This is a genomic window from Acetobacterium sp. UBA5834 (genome assembly GCF_002435675.1).
Taxonomy (GTDB): Bacteria; Bacillota; Clostridia; order Eubacteriales; family Eubacteriaceae; genus Acetobacterium; species Acetobacterium wieringae.
Map to the genome: position 1 here is coordinate 1 of NZ_DJGY01000006.1, position 18,729 is coordinate 18,729.

The 18,729-nt window shown below is 43.1% G+C and carries 21 protein-coding genes; 2 read left to right on the forward strand and 19 right to left on the reverse strand.

The window, feature by feature from the left end; translation table 11 throughout:
- The first annotated feature begins 259 nt into the window (after nucleotides 1–259).
- Both B3F51_RS00750 and B3F51_RS00755 read left to right on the forward strand, forming a co-directional pair.
- A complete protein-coding gene (locus B3F51_RS00750) occupies nucleotides 260–547 on the forward strand; it encodes a hypothetical protein (RefSeq protein WP_035355079.1) in 288 nt (95 codons plus the stop codon).
- Nucleotides 548–742: 195 nt separating this feature from the next.
- Nucleotides 743–922 (forward strand): hypothetical protein, encoded by a 180-nt coding sequence (locus tag B3F51_RS00755; RefSeq protein ID WP_070372004.1) that lies wholly within the window; start codon nucleotides 743–745, stop codon nucleotides 920–922.
- Between the two features lie 259 nt (nucleotides 923–1,181).
- On the opposite strand, the gene B3F51_RS00760 is transcribed toward B3F51_RS00755, so the two are convergent.
- From B3F51_RS00760 to B3F51_RS00850, 19 genes are all read right to left on the reverse strand, one after another.
- Nucleotides 1,182–3,401, reverse strand: coding sequence for a copper-translocating P-type ATPase (locus tag B3F51_RS00760; RefSeq protein ID WP_286944905.1), 2,220 nt, complete (start codon nucleotides 3,399–3,401; stop codon nucleotides 1,182–1,184).
- Between the two features lie 129 nt (nucleotides 3,402–3,530).
- Complete coding sequence (locus tag B3F51_RS00765; RefSeq protein WP_286944907.1) at nucleotides 3,531–3,785, reverse strand: SHOCT domain-containing protein; 255 nt, start codon at nucleotides 3,783–3,785, stop codon at nucleotides 3,531–3,533.
- A 65-nt stretch (nucleotides 3,786–3,850) separates the two neighbouring features.
- Nucleotides 3,851–4,528, reverse strand: coding sequence for an SHOCT domain-containing protein (locus B3F51_RS00770; protein ID WP_286944908.1), 678 nt, complete (start codon nucleotides 4,526–4,528; stop codon nucleotides 3,851–3,853).
- A 415-nt stretch (nucleotides 4,529–4,943) separates the two neighbouring features.
- Complete coding sequence (locus tag B3F51_RS00775) at nucleotides 4,944–5,357, reverse strand: M67 family metallopeptidase (RefSeq protein ID WP_286944910.1); 414 nt, start codon at nucleotides 5,355–5,357, stop codon at nucleotides 4,944–4,946.
- A 9-nt stretch (nucleotides 5,358–5,366) separates the two neighbouring features.
- Nucleotides 5,367–6,173 (reverse strand): HesA/MoeB/ThiF family protein, encoded by an 807-nt coding sequence (locus B3F51_RS00780; RefSeq protein WP_286944913.1) that lies wholly within the window; start codon nucleotides 6,171–6,173, stop codon nucleotides 5,367–5,369.
- The gene (gene thiS / locus B3F51_RS00785) at nucleotides 6,173–6,382 is read right to left on the reverse strand and encodes a sulfur carrier protein ThiS (RefSeq protein ID WP_286944915.1); all 210 of its coding nucleotides are present in this window, start codon (nucleotides 6,380–6,382) and stop codon (nucleotides 6,173–6,175) included. The genes B3F51_RS00780 and thiS overlap by 1 nt, the downstream gene beginning before the upstream one ends.
- Before the next feature lie 9 nt (nucleotides 6,383–6,391).
- Nucleotides 6,392–6,709 carry a thioredoxin family protein gene (locus B3F51_RS00790; protein ID WP_286944917.1) on the reverse strand — a complete coding sequence of 106 codons (318 nt, stop codon included), beginning with the start codon at nucleotides 6,707–6,709 and terminating at the stop codon, nucleotides 6,392–6,394.
- Nucleotides 6,710–6,723: 14 nt separating this feature from the next.
- The gene (locus B3F51_RS00795; protein ID WP_286944918.1) at nucleotides 6,724–6,969 is read right to left on the reverse strand and encodes a sulfurtransferase TusA family protein; all 246 of its coding nucleotides are present in this window, start codon (nucleotides 6,967–6,969) and stop codon (nucleotides 6,724–6,726) included.
- The gene (locus B3F51_RS00800; protein ID WP_286944920.1) at nucleotides 6,956–7,822 is read right to left on the reverse strand and encodes a 4Fe-4S binding protein; all 867 of its coding nucleotides are present in this window, start codon (nucleotides 7,820–7,822) and stop codon (nucleotides 6,956–6,958) included. The genes B3F51_RS00795 and B3F51_RS00800 overlap by 14 nt, the downstream gene beginning before the upstream one ends.
- Before the next feature lie 22 nt (nucleotides 7,823–7,844).
- Nucleotides 7,845–9,080 (reverse strand): O-acetylhomoserine aminocarboxypropyltransferase/cysteine synthase family protein, encoded by a 1,236-nt coding sequence (locus B3F51_RS00805; RefSeq protein WP_349680174.1) that lies wholly within the window; start codon nucleotides 9,078–9,080, stop codon nucleotides 7,845–7,847.
- Nucleotides 9,081–9,096: 16 nt separating this feature from the next.
- Nucleotides 9,097–10,800, reverse strand: coding sequence for a sulfate adenylyltransferase subunit 1 (locus tag B3F51_RS00810; RefSeq protein ID WP_286944921.1), 1,704 nt, complete (start codon nucleotides 10,798–10,800; stop codon nucleotides 9,097–9,099).
- A 1-nt stretch (nucleotide 10,801) separates the two neighbouring features.
- On the reverse strand, nucleotides 10,802–11,701 hold the full coding sequence (gene cysD / locus B3F51_RS00815) for a sulfate adenylyltransferase subunit CysD (RefSeq protein WP_286944922.1): 900 nt from the start codon (nucleotides 11,699–11,701) through the stop codon (nucleotides 10,802–10,804).
- 92 nt (nucleotides 11,702–11,793) lie between these two features.
- Nucleotides 11,794–12,108, reverse strand: coding sequence for a 4Fe-4S dicluster domain-containing protein (locus B3F51_RS00820; RefSeq protein ID WP_286944924.1), 315 nt, complete (start codon nucleotides 12,106–12,108; stop codon nucleotides 11,794–11,796).
- Nucleotides 12,092–13,786 (reverse strand): adenylyl-sulfate reductase subunit alpha, encoded by a 1,695-nt coding sequence (locus tag B3F51_RS00825; protein ID WP_286944926.1) that lies wholly within the window; start codon nucleotides 13,784–13,786, stop codon nucleotides 12,092–12,094. Before B3F51_RS00825 ends, B3F51_RS00820 begins: the two co-directional genes overlap by 17 nt.
- Nucleotides 13,787–13,817: 31 nt before the next feature.
- Nucleotides 13,818–14,876: a sulfate/molybdate ABC transporter ATP-binding protein gene (locus tag B3F51_RS00830; RefSeq protein ID WP_286944927.1), complete on the reverse strand. Its 1,059-nt coding sequence runs from the start codon at nucleotides 14,874–14,876 to the stop codon at nucleotides 13,818–13,820.
- On the reverse strand, nucleotides 14,876–15,730 hold the full coding sequence (gene cysW / locus B3F51_RS00835; protein ID WP_286944928.1) for a sulfate ABC transporter permease subunit CysW: 855 nt from the start codon (nucleotides 15,728–15,730) through the stop codon (nucleotides 14,876–14,878). The genes B3F51_RS00830 and cysW overlap by 1 nt, the downstream gene beginning before the upstream one ends.
- A gap of 9 nt (nucleotides 15,731–15,739) precedes the next feature.
- Entirely contained in the window at nucleotides 15,740–16,579 is an 840-nt protein-coding gene (gene cysT / locus B3F51_RS00840) for a sulfate ABC transporter permease subunit CysT (protein WP_286944930.1), read from the reverse strand.
- A gap of 152 nt (nucleotides 16,580–16,731) precedes the next feature.
- Complete coding sequence (locus B3F51_RS00845) at nucleotides 16,732–17,727, reverse strand: sulfate ABC transporter substrate-binding protein (RefSeq protein ID WP_414632357.1); 996 nt, start codon at nucleotides 17,725–17,727, stop codon at nucleotides 16,732–16,734.
- A gap of 759 nt (nucleotides 17,728–18,486) precedes the next feature.
- Nucleotides 18,487–18,648, reverse strand: a complete 162-nt coding sequence (locus tag B3F51_RS00850; protein WP_286944933.1) for a hypothetical protein — start codon at nucleotides 18,646–18,648, stop codon at nucleotides 18,487–18,489.
- Nucleotides 18,649–18,729 lie beyond the last annotated feature (81 nt).

The window sequence follows — 18,729 nt, forward strand, 5'->3', positions numbered from 1 at the left end:
ACACTTTCCGGGAACCTAGGTTATACGTTATTTTATCGGCTAAATCAAGTTGTAGATTATCTTTTTTATCTTAATATGAAATTCAGATAATCTCAATCACTATTTGACAGATATCTCATTGATATCCGAATTTTCTGTTTTCTGTGTTTTCTGAAAAAACTGTAATAAATTTTTAAAATTTTCCAATCTCCATAAAATCTCCACAACTATCAAGTATACTTGCAAACATAGATCAAATAATTTTAAGGAGCTGATACTGATGAATTGTTGTAAAAACGATGAAAACAAGAACAACCTGAAAAAAAATAAAAAACATCATATGTCACACATGATGATGATGGCCCTTTGTTGTGGTGCACCCATTTTAATACTACTTATCATAACATTGCTTGGTTATCAAGGTATTCTATTTACGCTTCTGCCATTCATTTGCCCGATTATGATGGTACTCATGATGCCGATGATGTTACGGGGTGGAGATAAAGGTAAATCTGAACAAACGGATCAAACAGAGGAAAAACCTTCAAATCAGAACATACTTTCTTAGTAATTTTACTTTCTGTTTTCCAGCTAGATGGACACATGCATTGTTTTGCAGGTGTCCTTTTTTATCATTCTCAAATTTTTGCAAAATTATTTGAAAATTTGATTTTATTTATTTTGAAATACTCAATCTCTCCATAATTTCTTCATAAGTCTATTGTATGATAGATACAACAAATAATTTTAAAGGAGAATTTCAATGGGAACAATCATATCAATTTTAATCTTTATCGGACTCATGTTTGTCATGTCTAAATTCGGCATCGGATGTTGCGGTGGTCATTCTGGTCATAAACATCATAATGATTCAAAAAATTCAGAAGGTTCAGAGTTAGCAGGTTCAGAGAAAAAGCAAATTTCCAAGAATGATTTGGAATAATGATTATAAGTATTCTTTAAACGATGGTGGGTATTTTATTAATCTATTCTGCTTCGATCTGCAAGTCAAAGATCATTTTAAAACATAAGGGGAGCCGTGCCAAAGTTATATGCACGGCCCCTTTTATATTTTTCTTATCACTTTCACAACTCAAATTTCATATAATCTACTTCACTCTTTTTACCGTATATATAACAGTCTCGCAAGATTTTAAGAGCATTATTCCCCGATCCAGCTGACTGATACAAAAGATGAATGGTTAATCAATTTTGAGTAGTTTTGCATTGATGGCCACAATGATTGTACTTAATGACATCAACGCCGCACCGACAGCCGGATTTATCACAATCCCCTGATTATAAAGGACCCCCGCCGCTAAGGGAAGTGCGATCATATTATAACCCGTCGCCCAGATCAGGTTTTGGATCATCTTTTGATAGGTTGCTTTTGAAAGCTTTAAAACAGTTACCACATCCAGCGGATTGCTTCGTACGAGAATAACATCGGCTGTTTCAATGGCAACATCTGTTCCCGCTCCGATGGCGATACCTAAATCCGCTTTTGCCAGAGACGGTGCATCATTCACGCCGTCACCGGTCATTGCCACAATCTTGCCTTCTTTAATAAGACCATCAATTTTGGATGCTTTTTCCTGGGGTAATACCTCAGCAATGATTGTATCGATTTTCAGCTGATTACCCACATAAGCGGCAACTCTCTGGTTATCCCCGGTCAATAGAATGGTTTCAATATCCATAGAATTTAGAATATCAATGGCTTCTCTGGCCGAATCTCTGACAATGTCTGATAATGCCAGATAGCCAAGGAGCGTGCGACCATCTAAAATGAAAATAACCGTTTTGCCCATCTGAGCAAGTTTTTCATATTGATTTACGTCAAAGGCTATTTTTTCTGACCGCAAATAACCAGGACTTACAACCATAATGTCCCGACCATCCACGTTGGCTTTTAGCCCTTTACCCGGCAGGTTCTGATAATCTTTTACTTCCTTCATTTTGAGGTTTAATTTCTTTCCTACATTGACGATTCCCTGTGCAATAGGATGTTCTGAATTTGATTCGACTGAATAAGTAAGTAAAAGGAGTTCTTCCCGGGATATTCCTATTGCCTTGATATCAGTTATCCCAAATGTCCCTTCGGTCAAAGTTCCTGTTTTATCGAAAACCACAGCATTGAGCTTACGAGCGTTTTCAAAGGCCGCCCGATCTCTGATTAAAAGACCTTTCCGGGCTCCAATGCTGGTCGAAACAGCTGTTACAAGCGGAACTGCCAGGCCTAATGCGTGGGGACAGGAAATAACGATGACGGTGACGGCTCGTGTGACGGCAAAGTTAAGATCCTGTGAGATGATCATCCATGCCGAAAAAGTCAAGGTTCCGGCGATTACGGCAATATAAAACAACCACTTGGCCGCTTTGTCCGCTAATCGTTGGGTATTGGATTTTGAATCCTGGGCTTCCCGAACAAGTTTTAACACTTGTGACAGAAAAGTGTCTTCTCCAACTCGAGACACTTTAAATTTTAAAATCCCCTCACCATTAATAGAACCTCCGACTGTTTCATCACCCGCTTCTTTCTCAACAGGTGCAGATTCTCCGGTGATCATGGATTCATTAACGGCTGATCTCCCATCATAAACTAAACCATCAATGGGAATCTTCTCACCCGGTTTAACAAGAACAGAGTCGCCGGCTTTTAAATGTTTTACAGGAATATCCTTGATTTCCCCATTGTCCATTATCTGCTGTGCTTCTTCGGGCATGAGTTTCACCAGTTCATCTAGTGCCCGCGACGCTCCCATCACCGATTTCATTTCAATCCAATGACCCAAAAGCATGATGACGATTAATGTGGCCAGCTCCCAAAAGAAATCATCACCGGATATAAAAAATACGGTTAGCGTACTATAAATATAGGCAACTGTGATGGAAAGCGCAATGAGTGTCATCATTGCCGGCGATTTTTTCTTAAGCTCATCTCTGGCACCGACAAGGAAGGGCTTTCCGCCATAAAAAAAGAGAATGGTAGAAAGACCAAACAGTAAATAGGAATCGCCGATGAATCGCCAATCCACACCCATAAACATCTGGATCATTGGCGATAAAATTAGTATCGGTATCGTAATAATCAAAGAAACAAAAAACCGTTTTCTAAAATCCGCCACCATCATTGCGTGATGATCATGATGGTCATCATGTTCGGTATGTTGCTCATTGGCTGGAATATGATGATGAGAATGTTCCATTTCTGCCTGGGGAATTTCTTGGCCGGGATCATGCGGATGATTCATTCCACCATGACCTTGATTATGCGTATGTTCATCATTTTTTTGAGGAATGTCCTTGTGTTCCTGATGTGCATGGTTTTTATGTGCTTGATGGGTTTCATGCTTATCACTCATCAATTCTCCGTCAGGCAAAGCACTCTTCAGATCTTTAGTTGAATGTTCTTTATCCATCCTATTCGCATCCTTTCTATTTTTGGCTATTCTATAATCTTTATAATGATTACTAAGTATGAGATTAATTTGACCATTACTTCAAACTCACAAAAAAAGGACAGTTCCAGAAAACACTGTCCTTTTCAATCATGTCTTAGCTATAACTTTCGCAACTCCGCTTTTTTTTTGATTATATTCTTCGTCGTCGATTTCACCCCGCGCATACCGCTCATGCAAAATTTCCAAAGCTCTATCACCTGAACGGGTTCCTTCTTTTACATTTGAATTCATAAAATAGCGAATGATGAAATACACTCCGATGATAATCAGAACAACTAATAGAAACAAACCAAATATCATAAAAAAGCCAAAACCTCCACCACAACCTATACCATACATCATAATCAATTCCTTCTTTCTGTTCTCAATGATATTTCAGTCTATTGGATCCACAACAAAATCTGAACTTATTTTAGGGAGCGGATGTTCTTTGTCATACCATCAAATTCTGCCTTTGTGATTTCCCCATTAGCATACCTTATGCCTAATATTTCCAGGGATTTTTCCTGAACTATTGGTGTGTTTTTTGATCTTACTACCGCAAAAATAATTACACCGATAATTACAATTAGAAATATGACCAGAATTCCAGCGACAACTGCGGCCAATGCCAAGGAATTCATCATACCATACGTATTCCATCCAGAATTGTCAAATGAATTATTATTCATCATTCCATTTCCGAACCATCCTGAATTAGTAGATGAATATCTGTTGGACATCATCCCTCCACTCATGAGATTCATCATCCCATTTGGATAATCTGTGAGATAGTTGATAGCAAGATTGATATGAAAGGCTTTAAGGGATTCTGATCCTTCCCCGCCAAGTCTGATGTCCATCTGTTCATGCATGACCGAATTGCCAATCATTTTTTCCATCACCGAGTCACCCAGTTTTTCCAGCGTCTCCTGCCTCACCTTGCTAGGGTCAATCTGTGTTGCATCCTTAATTCCTTGTTCTACCATAATTTCTGATAGTATAACATCCGGACTTTTAAGTACCATCTCTTCAGCGAATGAAATACCAGAAAGAGCCAAGACAGTTAACAACGATAAAATGAAGATAAAAAAATTTTTTTTCATTTTCTCCACACTCCTTACCTTGTTAATTTAATACCCCGATGAATATGGATGAAACAAGAATTAGGAATTTATAATATAGTCCGCTTTATGATATAGTGTAATGGATGGGATAACTTAAATATTTAGAAAACAGCCTGTTTATTGTCTTAAATTGTTGTTAATTGAGATCTTTTTTATTGTCTTCATAGATGAAGTTAGTAAGTATATTATGAAGAAAAAAAATCGCATAGAAAGATTGATAAGCCTGCTTTAAATTTGAATATATATCGATATTTTTAAGTACCTTGCATTATTTTCTAGCTATATAAAAAAACACCTCTTAGTATGACCAAAAGTCGCTAAGAAGTGCTTCTTTCTATTTTAAAATACTGTCCAATTGATTTATTTATCTCAACTAAATCCATCACACTTTGATCTAAATAATGGTGATTAACTCTTCTGTTATATTCTTGGCTTTGTCAATAAGAAAAGCCTTCAAAACTGGTTTATTTTTGTCCATTAGCGATAAAATCAAATAGTCGGTCGATGGGTCAAAGGCCAGGCGTTTATCTTCTTCTGAAGGTCTCGACGGGGTATTGGGATGAGAATGAAAATTACCAAGCGGCAGATAATCATGGGTTCTCATATCTTTAATAGCCGCCAGCTGTTCTTTGGGATCCATTGAAAAATGCTCATGGCTTTGATCCAGATTCGTCATCAGATAAATTTTTTCAATGACTTTGTCTTCAGCTTTTATCCTGCCGGCAATCAGTCCGCAGGCCTCATTCGGCAAATTATCCTGACAGTGATTTAAGATTATTTCATAATCGCTCTTCTTAAGATACAGCATCCGCAAATCCTACTTTCCCTCGCATTCGATCTGTTCATAATCAATAAGTTCGGTAATACTGGGATTGTCTCCACAGACTGCACACTTATGGGTGTTCTTGGGGAGTGTAATCGTCCGAAACTCCATTTTTAGGGCATCATAAGTCAGCAGCTTTCCGACCAGCAAGTTTCCGACGCCAAGGATATATTTAATCGCTTCCATGGCCTGAAGACTTCCGATGACACCGCCCATGGCTCCGATAACTCCAGCCTGTTTACAGGTAGGTACGGCGTCTTTTGGCGGTGGGGCGTGGAAGACACAGCGATAGCAGGGGCCTGCCCCCGGAACATAGGTCATCAGCTGTCCTTGAAAGCGGATGATCCCGGCATGAGAAAAAGGCTTTTCGGCCATCACGCAGGCATCATTGATTAAAAATTTAGCCGGAAAATTATCGGTGCCGTCAATAATAAAATCATACTCTTTAATCAGTTCCAGAATATTTTCAGCTGAGACAAAGATCCGGTAGGTATTAACCGTAACATCCGGGTTCATGGCATTCATGGTTTCCTTGGCCGATTTTACCTTGGCCTTTCCCACATCGCTGGTTCCGTGGATAATTTGACGCTGCAGATTTGACAAATCGACTTCATCGGCATCGGCAATGCCAATGGTACCGACCCCTGCTGCTGCCAGATACATGGCGGCCGGAGCACCCAGACCGCCGGCCCCAATGATCAGCACCTTGCTGTTAAGCAGCTTTTTCTGACCTTTGGAGCCAACTTCTTTTAAAATAATATGACGGGAGTATCGTTCCAATTGTTCATTGGTAAATGCCATCAGCGACTGCCCCCTCCCATGAAATATAGAAATTCCACATTGTCATTTTCATTTAAAACCCTGGTCGCATAGGTTTCACTTTCTACAAATTCATCGTTTACTGCCACGGTGACATAATCTGGATTTTCAATGTTTTCCGATGCAATCAATTCCGCAACCGTCAGGCCATCTTTCACTTCTTTTTTATCTCCAGCAACTAATAAAAACACAATTACCTCCTATAACATTTCGCTTATTATTTCTTCCAGTTCGCTCTTTGTTTTCAACCCCCGGGTTCGGTTGATCTCTTCGCCATGCTTAAAAAAAAGAATGGTTGGTGAAGCCATCACCCGGAATCTTGTGGCCAGACTGACATCGAAATTCGAATTAACTTTGACAATCTTTAGCCGATTTTCATAATCATCTTCCAGATCTCCCAGAATTGGGGACATTTGTTTGCAGGGGACGCAGGAATCCGAATAGAACTCCACCAGCACTGGCAGATCAGATTTCGAAACCACTGCTTCAAAATTATCTTCATTTACTCTTACTGACAATTTTTCCCTCTTTTCTAATCTTCTGCTTTTCTTACCAGCAGATTATAGGTGCCATCTTCATTATCAATGAGTTTCAGAACTTTGTGACCTTCTTCTTTAAGGCTGCGGGGAATATTCTGAACCGGTTCACCTTCATTTAACCGAATCGATAGAATTTCTCCGACCTCCAGCTCTTCAATGGCAACCTTAGCCTTAACAAAGGTAAGGGGACAGACAACATCGGTAATATCCACCTGATCCGTGATCTTAATCTCTGCCATGATAGGCTTCCTCCATGGCTTTTTTAAAGCTGTCGGCGCCAGCACGGTCAATGGTGAATTTAAACCGCTCCCCCGCTTTACCATGCTCGGCAAAAAAGGCAATGGCGGCATCAGTGATGCGATAAAGCTGTTCTTCGGTTTTAACAAGGGGCAGAAAGGCTTCGCCCTGGTTAATGGTATTGCCAAACAGTCCGCCAAAAGAAAGGATATAGGCGCTTTCCCCCTGCCAGGCGGCCGTCGGACACGACTTTTCACAGCGTCCGCAATTGTTGCATTTTTCCGGATCCAAAGTAATTTGATCCTCAGCGATTTTGATTGCCCCGGTGAGGCAGGCTTTTTCACAAACTCCACAGAAAATACAATCTTCTTTTAGCCACTGCACCGCCGTTGCGCCTTTTATGCCCAAATCATTTTCTTCGGCTTTCAGACAATTATTCTGACATCCGGTGACTCCAAACTTAAACTTATGCGGCAGTTCCTTGGCATAATAGCGTTGATCCAACTCCAGCGCAATTTTATAGGCATCAATGTTACCGCTGGGACATACCACATTTCCCTGACAGGCTGTCACGGTTCGCACCCGGGGCCCGCATACTCCCAGCTTGCAATTACCCTTTGCCAGCTCGGTTTTAACTTCTTCAATATCTTCAAATTTAATATAGGGAATTTCCAGTCCCTGTCTGGAGGTTAAATGAACATGGCCTTGACCAAAGCGGTCTGCCACCTCCTGAATCTTTCTCAGATTTTCAGCAGTTAATGTTCCTCCGATAACCTGAAGTCTCAGGGAAAACAGCCCTTTTTGTTTTTGGCGCATAAATCCGCCCCTTTTTAATGATCCGTAATCAATCTCCATCGTTTAACTTCTCCTTTTTTAATTAAATTGATCCCATTGCCTGATTAAAATCGGCGATTAAATCTTCGATATCTTCAATGCCAACGCTGATGCGAATTAGATCCTCAAATAAACCGGCATTTTCTTTTTCTGCTGCTGAACTATGAGCATAAATGGTTGAACTGGGATGAATGACCAAAGTTTTTGTGTCGCCGATATTGGCAACCTTTAGTGGATACTTCAGGTTATTGATAATTGAGAAGGCCTTTTCTTTTGAGCCGGCCCGGATTGTAATCATCCCGCCGTAGCCATTTTTAAATTGTTTTTTAGCAATTTCATGATAGGGACTGGTCTCCAGACCCGGATAATTCACCCCGGTCAATTGATCACAGGTCTCAAACCATTTTGCCAGTTTGGTGGCATTGTCGCAGATCCGCTCCATCCGAATCCCCAAAGTTTCCAACCCCAGATTGTTCAGGTAGGCGTTCATCGGTGCGAGACAAGCTCCGGTGTTTCTGAATAAGTTGCCTCTCAGTTTTGCTGTATAACCATAAGGCCCCATTTTTTTATAGGGCTTCATTTCCGGATACCGTTCCTCTGTCCAGGCAAATTTTCCGCTGTCGGTGAGGACGCCGCTGATGGAATTACCGCTGCCGTTGATATACTTGGATGCCGAATTAATCACCACATTGGCCCCAAGCTCAAGGGGTTTGACCAGAAAGGCAGTCGCAACGGTATTATCCACAATAAACAGGATATTTTTTTCTTTCGCCAACTGTGCCACCGCCTGGATATCCAGCACATCCAGCTTGGGATTTCCGATGGTCTCGGCAAAGATGATTTTAGTCTGGTCACTTACCTTATTTGCAAAGGCTGCGGCTGTGGCTCCTTTAACATAAACCGTCTTAATGCCAAACGCCTCCAGATCTTTAAACAATCCGATTGTTCCCCCAAAGATGCTGGCACTGGAGAGAATTTCATCCCCGCTTTTCAGTACATTAAGCATGGCATTAAAGATGGCGGCCATCCCCGAGGCACAGGCCACGGTGCTGACACCACCTTCCAGTAAGGTAATCCGACGCTCGAAGGCTTCCACCGTGGGATTATTAATGCGGGTGTAGGAGAAACCCTGGGCGGTATTGGCAAAGACCTTTTCCAATTTTTCCGCCGACTCCTGTTCGAATGCACTGGACTGAAAAATCGGCGTCAGTGTCTCCCCATCTTTTGGGGTAATATTGCCATGTAATAACGCTGTGTTAAACTTCATTTTATCAGCCATAATGCCCCCTGTTCCCTTATATTTCCCAATAGTTGCTATGGAAGATAACCCGGCGGTAGGTATCAAAGCTCACCCATTTATTAAACAGTGCGGCTTCATTTTCATCATTGACTTTTTGATAATCAGCCAGAAAATCCTGGAGTTCTTTTTCTGATTTGACATTGATGGCAAATCCTCTGCCATTAGAGATAGGCACTCCGGTATATTGATAATCGTCAATGGATTTTATAGCGGCAATTTTCTGATCCCGAAGAATTATTGCGGTCCAATCCCGAAGCACCAGAATATCCAGGTTTTCCGGATACTGGTAGCTTTCGCCGATTACCGGAATCTCATCACCGACGGTATAAGTATGGGCGGCAGGTTTATATTTGGCCAGTGAAAAACTGTCGGTGTTGTAATAAAACTCTTCAAAAATATCCCCACGGGCTTTTAAGCCCTGATATTCAAAGGAAACCCGATCCCGCCGATTTCGTTCATCGTCTAAAATGCTGTCGACGATGCCGCAGGCCGATGTCATATTGGTAATACGGTCAATAAGAATCAGCTCTCCCAGGGTTTTATGCGCTTTAAACTCATCCAGCACCACTTTTTCGCAAAGCGATATCTCACAAACCGCAATCTCGTTTTTCTTCAGCGATCCGGTGGCCAGGTGTTCGCCGGTATTCACATCAATTTTGTATTTTACTTCGGTAACAAACCCGGGCAATAGTTTTGTGCCTAGTTTTATCAGATAATCACTTCCCGGTGTCAGTTCAGAATCATCCATCCACAGCAGGGTTGATAAAAAAGATTTTCCGGTTGTGATATTGGCATTTTTTACCAGCACACAGCCTCGCGATACATCCACTTCTTTGTCCAATTGAATGGTTGCCGGTTGGCCTTTTTGTGCTGTTTTTACTTCCTTATCCGTCACATGCAGGCTCTTCACCAGCACCTGTTCGTTACTGGGCAGGGCGGTGATTTCATCCCCCACCGAGATGCTGCCGGCTTCAACCTGTCCCTGGAAGCCCCGGAAGGTGTGATTGGGTCGGCAGACCCGCTGCACCGGCATGTAAAAGCCTTCTTCTTCCGAAGCATTGTCCACATGAACTGCCTCCAGATAAGCCAATAGCGGTGTTCCTGTATACCAGGGCAGACTGTCTGATTTCGTGGTGACATTGTCCCCTTCGGTTGCCGAAACCGGAATAATAACCGTGTTGTCCAGGCTCAGTTCGCTGATCAAAGCGCCAATTTCGGCTTCAATTTGAGCAAACCGCTGCTGATCATAGCCAATCAGGTCCATCTTGTTGACGGCGAAGACAAAGTGCCGGATGCCCATTAGCGCGCAGATCCGGGCATGCCGCCGGGTCTGCACCAGGACCCCGCGTTTGGCATCCACCAGGATAATGGCCAGGTCGGCAAAGGAGGCTCCTACTGCCATGTTCCGGGTATATTCTTCATGACCCGGGGTATCGGCAACAATAAAGCTGCGCTGATCCGTGGTAAAATAACGGTAGGCCACATCGATGGTAATCCCCTGTTCCCGCTCAGCCATCAGACCGTCCAACAATAACGAATAATCGATGGCCCCGCCCCGGCTGCCCACCCGGCTATCCAGTTCCAGGGCTCGTTTCTGATCAGCATATAAGAGTTTGGCATCATATAAGATGTGGCCGATGAGGGTTGATTTTCCGTCGTCCACACTGCCGCAGGTGATAAATTTTAATAAGCTCTTCATTTTAGAAATACCCCTCTCGCTTTCGTCTCTCCATACTGCCAATTTCTTCGCTGTCAATGACCCGGGTGGTCCGCTCGGATGAAACGGCGCTGAGGGTTTCTTCAATAATTGCGTCCAGTGTATCCGCCTCAGACTCAACCCCACCGGTTAATGGATAACAGCCTAATGTTCGAAAGCGGATTTTTTTATGCTCAATGCTTTCACCAGGCAGCAGCTTTAACCGCTCGTCATCCACCATAATGATGTTGCCATCCCGGAGCACATAGGGTCTTTCTTCTGCAAAATAAAGCGGGACAATGTCAATGTTCTCGCGTTTAATGTATTGCCAGATGTCATTCTCGGTCCAGTTGGAGATGGGGAAAACCCGGGTACTTTCACCCTTGTTTATTTTAGTGTTATAGAGCTTCCACATTTCCGGCCGCTGATTTTTAGGATCCCAGGCCTGCTCTTCATTTCGAAAAGAAAAGATCCGCTCCTTGGCCCGAGACTTTTCTTCATCCCGCCGACCGCCGCCAAAAGCAGCAGTAAATCCATATTTTTTCAGGGCATCCTTCAGCGCTTTTGTTTTCATGATGTCGGTATAGGCTGAACCGTGATCAAAGGGGTTGACGCCCTGTTTAATGGCTTCTTCATTGGCATAGACGAGCATGTCAATGCCAAATTCCTGAGCCTTGCGATCCCGAAACTCGACCATTTGCTTAAACTTCCATGTGGTGTCAATATGCATAAACGGAAATGGGGGCTTCTCGGGGTAAAATGCTTTCATGGCAAGATGAAGCATAACCGAGCTGTCCTTTCCAATTGAATACAGCATCACCGGTTTTTCACATTCTGCTGCAACTTCCCGAATAATATAGATTGCTTCTGCCTCTAATTCATCCAGATGTGATAATTCACTCATTTTATTCCTCCTGTTGTTCGCGGTCTATTTATCTCAACGTGTTTGCGTTTTTTCCTAATTTTGGCCTTGGGTTCCATTCTCTTATTGGCCGCCTAATATTGATTGGAAGCCTTGGGGTTAATCTCGATTACATGGGCGGTTCCGTCAGTTTCGGTAATTTTCCAGGTTACCTTATCGGCTTTCATATCCACCTGCATCTGGCTGCCCCGGCCGCCAATATCGACGCCCAGATAAAAATCAATGGCCTTCGCCTGACATTCCTTGATGCAGGAACAGCAGCCCCAGCAGTCCTTTGGGTATTTAATAAAGGCTTTTCCGGTCTGGTTCAATTTAATGAGGGATCCCGGGCAGACGGACAGACATTTTTTACAGCCAATACAGTTTTTTTGATTAATTGCGATGCTCAAAGGTCTCACCTCGTTTCACCAGATCTCGGTAAATCATCGTCAGTTTGCCATTAATTTGTTTGGAATTCACATATTTAAGCCATTCCTTGCTTTTTTCCGGGTAGTCCAGATTCTCGGCAAAGCTGTGCCAGCGGGTTTCTTTTCTGGTACGCAAATGGGCAATGACCGACTTGCAGATGATCAGCCGTTCTTTTAATTCATAAACAAAGAGGAGCTCATGCATGTCTGCTGCGCTTAAGCCGTCACTTAACACCAGGATCTGGTCAATTTTTTCATCCGCCAGCGCCAATTGTTTTTCATTAAACTGATAATTGTTCCCAATGCCGCCGGCATAAGCATCCATCACCTTTTGCATGGCTTCTTCCAGCTCGGCCGTTGAAAAAATCGGCTCTTCATGATTTAAGATGGTTTCGGCCTCATCTTTTTTGGCCTTGATGTGAGTCGCTTCATCCCAGTCCCGCTCAGAAACCGCCTGCTTGGCGATAAAATCCACCGCTGCTTTGGCGGCAATTTCCCCTTCAACCAGGGCACCGGTCACATATTTCTGGGGACATCCACCGGCGACGTCGCCGGCGGCAAAAAGACCTTTGATGGTGGTCTCCCGATTGGTGTCGACCCAATAACCGCTGGCAGTATGCCCGCCCACAATATAGGGCTCCGTGCCTTCGATTTCCACATTTTGCCGACTGGGATTTTTTCCCGACTCCAGCCACTTAAGCGTCTGGCTGGGGGCCATATTTAAATAAGCTTTTTTGAGTTCTTCATCTTGGTCATCCGTGATCCCTTCGGTTCGAAGATAGCAGGGACCGCGGCCTTCCTGATTTTCTTTGACCGTGCCATAAACCCGTTCCGAGGTTGTGATGCCGTATTTTGTTTCGTAAACCTCGCCTTGGGAATTCACCTGTTTTGCTCCTACTCCTTGAGCAATGGTCCCGGTTGGGGCAATGGTATCCTTACAGCGAAGGGCGATAAACCGCATTTCAAAGGTGGTCATTTCGGCTCCAGCCCGGATCCCCATGGCGTAGCCAGCTCCGGTGTTAAAGGGGGGATACCACATCTTATGCCGGGAAAAGCCCGGATTGTTGGGCTTATACAGCCCAGCAGCGCCGCCGGTTGCGCAGATTACGGCTTTTGCCTTGATGATATAGAAACACTCATCTTCCACCCCCAGGGCGAAGGCTCCGAGAATTTGATTGTCCCAGACAATATAATCAATGACATTAACCTGGTTTAGCACCTTCACCTGATCAAGGCCATTTACTGCCTCGGCTAAAATCGGTTTAATGTTCTCGCCATTGATTTTAATATTCCGATTGCCTCTGGCCACATAATCGCCGTTTTCATCTTTTAAGATGACCAGCCCCAGATCTTCCAGTTTTTCTGTCACCCGATTTAATCCCCGGGACATGGTCAGCAGCAGATCTTCTCTGACAATCTGATTGGCATCTTTGGCGGCATAATCCACATAATCTTCCGGGGTCTGTCCCTTGACGATATATGCATTGATGGCATTCACCCCGGCGGCCAGACAGCCGCTGCGTTTAATATTTGCCTTTTCGGCAATAATCACCCCAGCCTTGGAGTTTTCACGGATGGTTAGGGCGGCATAGCACCCGGCTGTCCCACCGCCAATGATTAAAATATCCGTTTCCAACTGCTTTACCTGTAGTTTCTTCATCGTCGACTCCTTTTTTAAGGTCATCCTGTTATTAAATAAATACTGAGTTGTTATCTACCATGGCCTTGTTTTCAAGCAGATAGGCATTGTCTTCATCAAAAATATAGAGCCGATAAATCAGCACCCCGACTTTTTCGCCAATCTCATAAACATCTTCCAGCGCTGCTGTGGTGGTTAAGAGAATCCCTTTGACGCTGACCTTTATCTCGAAATAGCTTCCTCGATATGCAATGGCTTCAATGGTTCCCTCTTCAACCGCACTGATGTATTTCTGCACCTCGTCTTTTCGGGTAATGTTAATAAACTCGGGCCTAATTACAGCTTTTTCACCCGGCTTGACTTCCGTGAAACCGTTTAGTCTGGTACAGTCTTCGAGAATCGTAGACTGCCCAATGAACTGAGCCACAAACGGGGTTTCCGGATGTTTGTAAATTTCCAGCGGCGAACCCTTTTGTTCCACCCGGCCATGATTGGTAATGATGATTTCATCCGCTACTTCGATGGCCTCATCCTGATCGTGGGTCACAAAGATGCTGGTGACTCCGATTTTGTAGATCATATCCTTTAACCAGCTTCTCAGTTCCTGACGAACTTTGGCATCGATGGCCGCAAATGGTTCGTCCAACAGCAGCAACTGGGGGTTCGGAGCCAGCGCCCGGGCAAAAGCCACCCGTTGCCGCTGACCGCCCGAAAGCTGATTCGGCTTTCGCTTTTCCATTCCCTCTAATCCAATTAATTTGATCAGTTCTGAAACGCGGTCCTTAATTTCCTCTTTGTTCTTCTTTTGAACCTCCAGGCCATAGGCAATATTGTCAAAAACTGACATATAGCGAAACAACGCATAATTCTGAAAAACAAAGCCGATGCCCCGCTTACCGGCCGGAATATCATTAACGCGCACCCCATTGATGTAAATATCACCTGAATCCGGTGTTTCCAGTCCGGCAATCATCCGCAGGATAGTGGTCTTTCCGCTTCCGCTTGGTCCCAGCAGACCAATCAGTTTCCCTTGTTCAATGCCAAAATTAACATCATTGGATGCCTTAAAGCTGCCAAATGACTTATCTATATTTTTAAGCTCTACATACATTACTTTTCACCTGCCTTTTTTGCCTTGTATTCGATGAGGTTTCTAAGAATCAAAATAATCACTGCCAGAATAACCAGTATGGAGGCCACCGCAAATGCCGATGTCAGCTGGAAATCGTTATATAATATTTCCACATGCAACGGCAGGGTGTTCGTTTTGCCCCGCAAATGGCCGGATATAACTGAAACAGCGCCAAATTCGCCCATTGCTCTGGCGGTACACAAGACGATCCCATAAAGCAATGCCCATTTAATATGGGGCAGGGTAACCTTTCTGAAGATATTAAAGCCTCCAGCTCCCATCAGGGCAGCCGCTTCTTCCTCGTCCGTTCCCTGAGCACTGAGCACTGGGATCAGCTCTCTGGAAATAAAGGGAAAAGTGACAAACACAGTGGCCAGAATAATCCCCGGTACGGCAAAAACAATCTTAATATTGTGGGCATTCAAAAAATCATAGGCCCAGCCAATTTTCCCAAAGGTAAGAATCAGCACCAAACCGGCGATAACCGGGGAAATGGCAAAGGGGATATCAATCAGAGTTGTTAACAGATGTTTTCCCCGAAACTTAAATTTTGTAATCGTCCAGGCTGCAAACAGTCCAAAAACAGTGTTAATGGCAACCGCCGTTACTGTTGCCAGAAGCGTCAGTTGCAGCGCCTTAATTGTATAAGGATCAAAAATCGCCTCTTGATAAGCCTTTAACCCATCCTGAAAGGCATAGGTAATCACGGCAATCATCGGGATAACCAGCATGATAAAAATAAAGATAATGCCCAGTGAAATTAACAGCACCTTCACCCCTTTGGTGTCTGAGTTCGTACTTTTTTTCTGAATGGCTTTGTTTGTCTGACTCATATTTTCCTCCTAATGACTGGTGCTGGTAATTTTACTCATATGAACCTGGACTGCATTGATTAACAGCAGCAGCACAAAGGATATGACCAGTAAAACCAAAGCAATGGCTGTCGCATCCTGATATTTGAATTGCTCCAGTTTTGACATAATCAGCAGCGGCGCAATTTGGGTTTCGTATGGGATATTCCCGGCGATAAAAACGACACTGCCGTATTCGCCGATTCCTCTGGCCAGTGCCAGCCCAAAACCGGTAAGCATGGCTGGAAATATTTCCGGAAAAATAACCCGGAAGAAAGTTCTTTTGCCGCTGGCACCCAGCATATAAGAAGCCTCTTCATATTGTTTATCCAGTTTTTCCAGAACCGGCTGGATGGCTCTGACCACAAATGGAATACCGATGAACACCATGGCAATGGTGATCCCGATTTTTGTATAAGCAATGGGAATCCCGATCTGGGCAAACGCATGGCCAATCCATCCCTTATCGGAATAAAGCGATGTCAGAGCAATCCCTGCGACCGCCGTGGGCAGCGCAAAAGGCAACTCAATTAAGCCATCTAATACCCCTTTCCCGGGAAACTCGTAGCGCACCAGAATCCAGGCCAGAATCACCCCAAACACACAATTAATAAGAGCGGCTGTCAGGGCACAGGATAAACTCACCTGGTAACCCGACATGACATCTCTGGCGGTCACAACTTTTATAAATTCATTAAAACTAAGCCCCGAGGCACTGACAAAAATGGATGCGATGGGAATTAATACAATTAAACTCAACATGGCGAGAGTGACTCCCATTGACAGTCCAAAACCGGGTATGACTCTTTTTCGATGCCGTTTTTTATTCATATAACAATCCCTTCTCCTATAAATACGTTAGGTAATTGCGAAACTGCTCGCAAAACTCACAGTGCTTTCGCAATTACCTAAATAAATAGTCTATCCTTTTATTTTTATAAATCAGTTATTAAAAATTAAATACTATAATTTATAACTATAAATTATTTATTGTAAATCTCATCAAAGATACCGCCATCCTGGAAATAGTCGGTATATGCTTTGTCCCATCCGCCAAAATCATCAATATTGATCAGTTTCAAATTAAGATCAAAGACATCTTTATATTCTTTAAGAATTTCCAGATTAGATGGACGGTAATAATTATCCCCGGCGATTCGTTGTCCCACGTCAGAATACAGGTACTCAAGATACGCTTTGGAAACCTCTTCAGTGCCTCTTTCTGCCGCTACCTCATCGACAACTGCCACTGAAGGCTGAGCCAGAATGCTCAGGCTGGGACTGATTATTTCAAACTGATCGGGATACTCTTTCACTGAAAGATACGCTTCATTTTCCCAGGCAATCAGGACATCTCCCTGGCCATTTTCCACAAAGGTTGTAGTTGCCGCCCGGGCGCCTGAATCAAGAACACTGACATTGTTATACAGCTTGGTCATAAAATCTTTGATCTGAGCCGTGTCGCCGTTATATTTTTTATCTGCATAACCCCAGGCTGCCAGGAAATTCCAGCAGGCACCGCCAGATGTTTTGGGATTAGGGGTGATTACGTTAACCCCTTCTTTAACTAAATCATCCCAATCCTTGATGTTTTTAGGATTGTCTTTACGGACTAAAAATACAATTGTTGATGTATAAGGTGAGCTATTGAGATCAAATTCATCAATCCAACCTTCATTGATCAACCCGGCATCCTCAATTGCGGTGATATCTCGAGCCAGAGCCAGGGTTACCACATCAGCCTCATTACCTTCCACAACAGACCGTGCTTGTTTTCCTGAACCACCATGAGACTGGGTCACAGTAACATCCTGTCCGGTTTTTTCTTTCCAATATTTGGCAAATTCAACATTATACGCTTCATACAGTTCTCGGGTCGGATCATAGGATACATTGGTAATTGTCACCGGATCTGTTGAGGCTGTTTCAGAGGCCTTACCGGTTCCGCACGCAGTTACTGTCACTGCAATTAAAACCATTGAAACAGCTAAGGCAAACCATCTTTTTATTTTCATTATACACGCTCCTTTTTTATATCATATAATTGATATATGAATTCTTTTTTCGCATTATACATTACAATTCATAGCGTGTCAATAGGTTTTATATGCTTAATTTCTTCGAGTTTAATTTTTTATTTAAATGTAATTGTTTTGCAGATGAATTTTAAATTCAACAGACATTTATACAATAAAAAAAAGATTACTTCCATTGATTTCGGAAACAATCCTTTCGAGTTTAAAAAAAGTGATAACTCAACTTTTCCAGCGCTAAAATTTAGCTGAGACATTACATCAACACACGCTGCAGCTTCTGAAAAACAGAAGTTGACAGAAAAATGCACCCAACGTCTGATATAATGAAAATGCAAAGTAACAAAAATCAGACAGGAAAGGTGCATACCACTATGATAAACCAAAATACCCCATCTGAACAGACAAAAATTGCGTTTTTAAAAGCTTTTAAAGCCCTGAGACTGGAAAAATTGACAGTCCGACAACCGCAAAGCACAGGGGATTTCAGTTACCAATGTTTTTGAATTTCTCTTGCTCCTGGTATTTATGGGAAAAATCTGTACCTTTACCTGACAAAGAAGGGGTTTATATCCTTCCAGTGTTGCGGAAACTTCTACTCGACCAATACCCCCGAAAACTAGTTTGGATCCATCATTGTCGTCATTCTGGTAGCTATCGAAAGGATCTTCAATCTGGTTTGTATCCTTAAGCACTCTCCTCCTGCTACTCTCGTTCTTTTAAGATTTCAACCAGGGATATCTTTTTTAAGTGTCGCCCGACCATAAAATTAACGATGGTGTAGGCATATAAAATAATCATCACCATGATCAGATAGGATTGGGGTGTAATAATTGCATCCATTCCGGCTGAAACATTTGATATCATATATGGATAGATCTTATTAATAATTATTTTACTTGCCGGAATCGCAATTAACGCCGAATGTTAGTGATTTCCTGAGCTGTC

Excerpts from the sequence above, each read along its gene's own strand:
- B3F51_RS00750 (WP_035355079.1), top strand. The coding sequence starts at position 260 with ATGAATTGTTGTAAAAACGATGAAAACAAGAACAACCTGAAAAAAAAT.
- B3F51_RS00825 (WP_286944926.1), bottom strand. The coding sequence starts at position 13,786 with ATGAAGAAACTACAGGTAAAGCAGTTGGAAACGGATATTTTAATCATT.
- cysD (WP_286944922.1), bottom strand. The coding sequence starts at position 11,701 with ATGAGTGAATTATCACATCTGGATGAATTAGAGGCAGAAGCAATCTAT.
- cysW (WP_286944928.1), bottom strand. The coding sequence starts at position 15,730 with ATGAGTCAGACAAACAAAGCCATTCAGAAAAAAAGTACGAACTCAGAC.
- B3F51_RS00810 (WP_286944921.1), bottom strand. The coding sequence starts at position 10,800 with ATGAAGAGCTTATTAAAATTTATCACCTGCGGCAGTGTGGACGACGGA.
- B3F51_RS00805 (WP_349680174.1), bottom strand. The coding sequence starts at position 9,080 with ATGGCTGATAAAATGAAGTTTAACACAGCGTTATTACATGGCAATATT.
- B3F51_RS00765 (WP_286944907.1), bottom strand. The coding sequence starts at position 3,785 with ATGATGTATGGTATAGGTTGTGGTGGAGGTTTTGGCTTTTTTATGATA.
- B3F51_RS00755 (WP_070372004.1), top strand. The coding sequence starts at position 743 with ATGGGAACAATCATATCAATTTTAATCTTTATCGGACTCATGTTTGTC.
- B3F51_RS00770 (WP_286944908.1), bottom strand. The coding sequence starts at position 4,528 with ATGAAAAAAAATTTTTTTATCTTCATTTTATCGTTGTTAACTGTCTTG.
- B3F51_RS00830 (WP_286944927.1), bottom strand. The coding sequence starts at position 14,876 with ATGTATGTAGAGCTTAAAAATATAGATAAGTCATTTGGCAGCTTTAAG.
- B3F51_RS00795 (WP_286944918.1), bottom strand. The coding sequence starts at position 6,969 with ATGGCAGAGATTAAGATCACGGATCAGGTGGATATTACCGATGTTGTC.
- cysT (WP_286944930.1), bottom strand. The coding sequence starts at position 16,579 with ATGAATAAAAAACGGCATCGAAAAAGAGTCATACCCGGTTTTGGACTG.
- B3F51_RS00845 (WP_414632357.1), bottom strand. The coding sequence starts at position 17,727 with ATGGTTTTAATTGCAGTGACAGTAACTGCGTGCGGAACCGGTAAGGCC.
- B3F51_RS00800 (WP_286944920.1), bottom strand. The coding sequence starts at position 7,822 with ATGGAGATTGATTACGGATCATTAAAAAGGGGCGGATTTATGCGCCAA.
- B3F51_RS00850 (WP_286944933.1), bottom strand. The coding sequence starts at position 18,648 with ATGATATCAAATGTTTCAGCCGGAATGGATGCAATTATTACACCCCAA.
- B3F51_RS00780 (WP_286944913.1), bottom strand. The coding sequence starts at position 6,173 with ATGGCATTTACCAATGAACAATTGGAACGATACTCCCGTCATATTATT.
- B3F51_RS00760 (WP_286944905.1), bottom strand. The coding sequence starts at position 3,401 with ATGGATAAAGAACATTCAACTAAAGATCTGAAGAGTGCTTTGCCTGAC.
- B3F51_RS00775 (WP_286944910.1), bottom strand. The coding sequence starts at position 5,357 with ATGCTGTATCTTAAGAAGAGCGATTATGAAATAATCTTAAATCACTGT.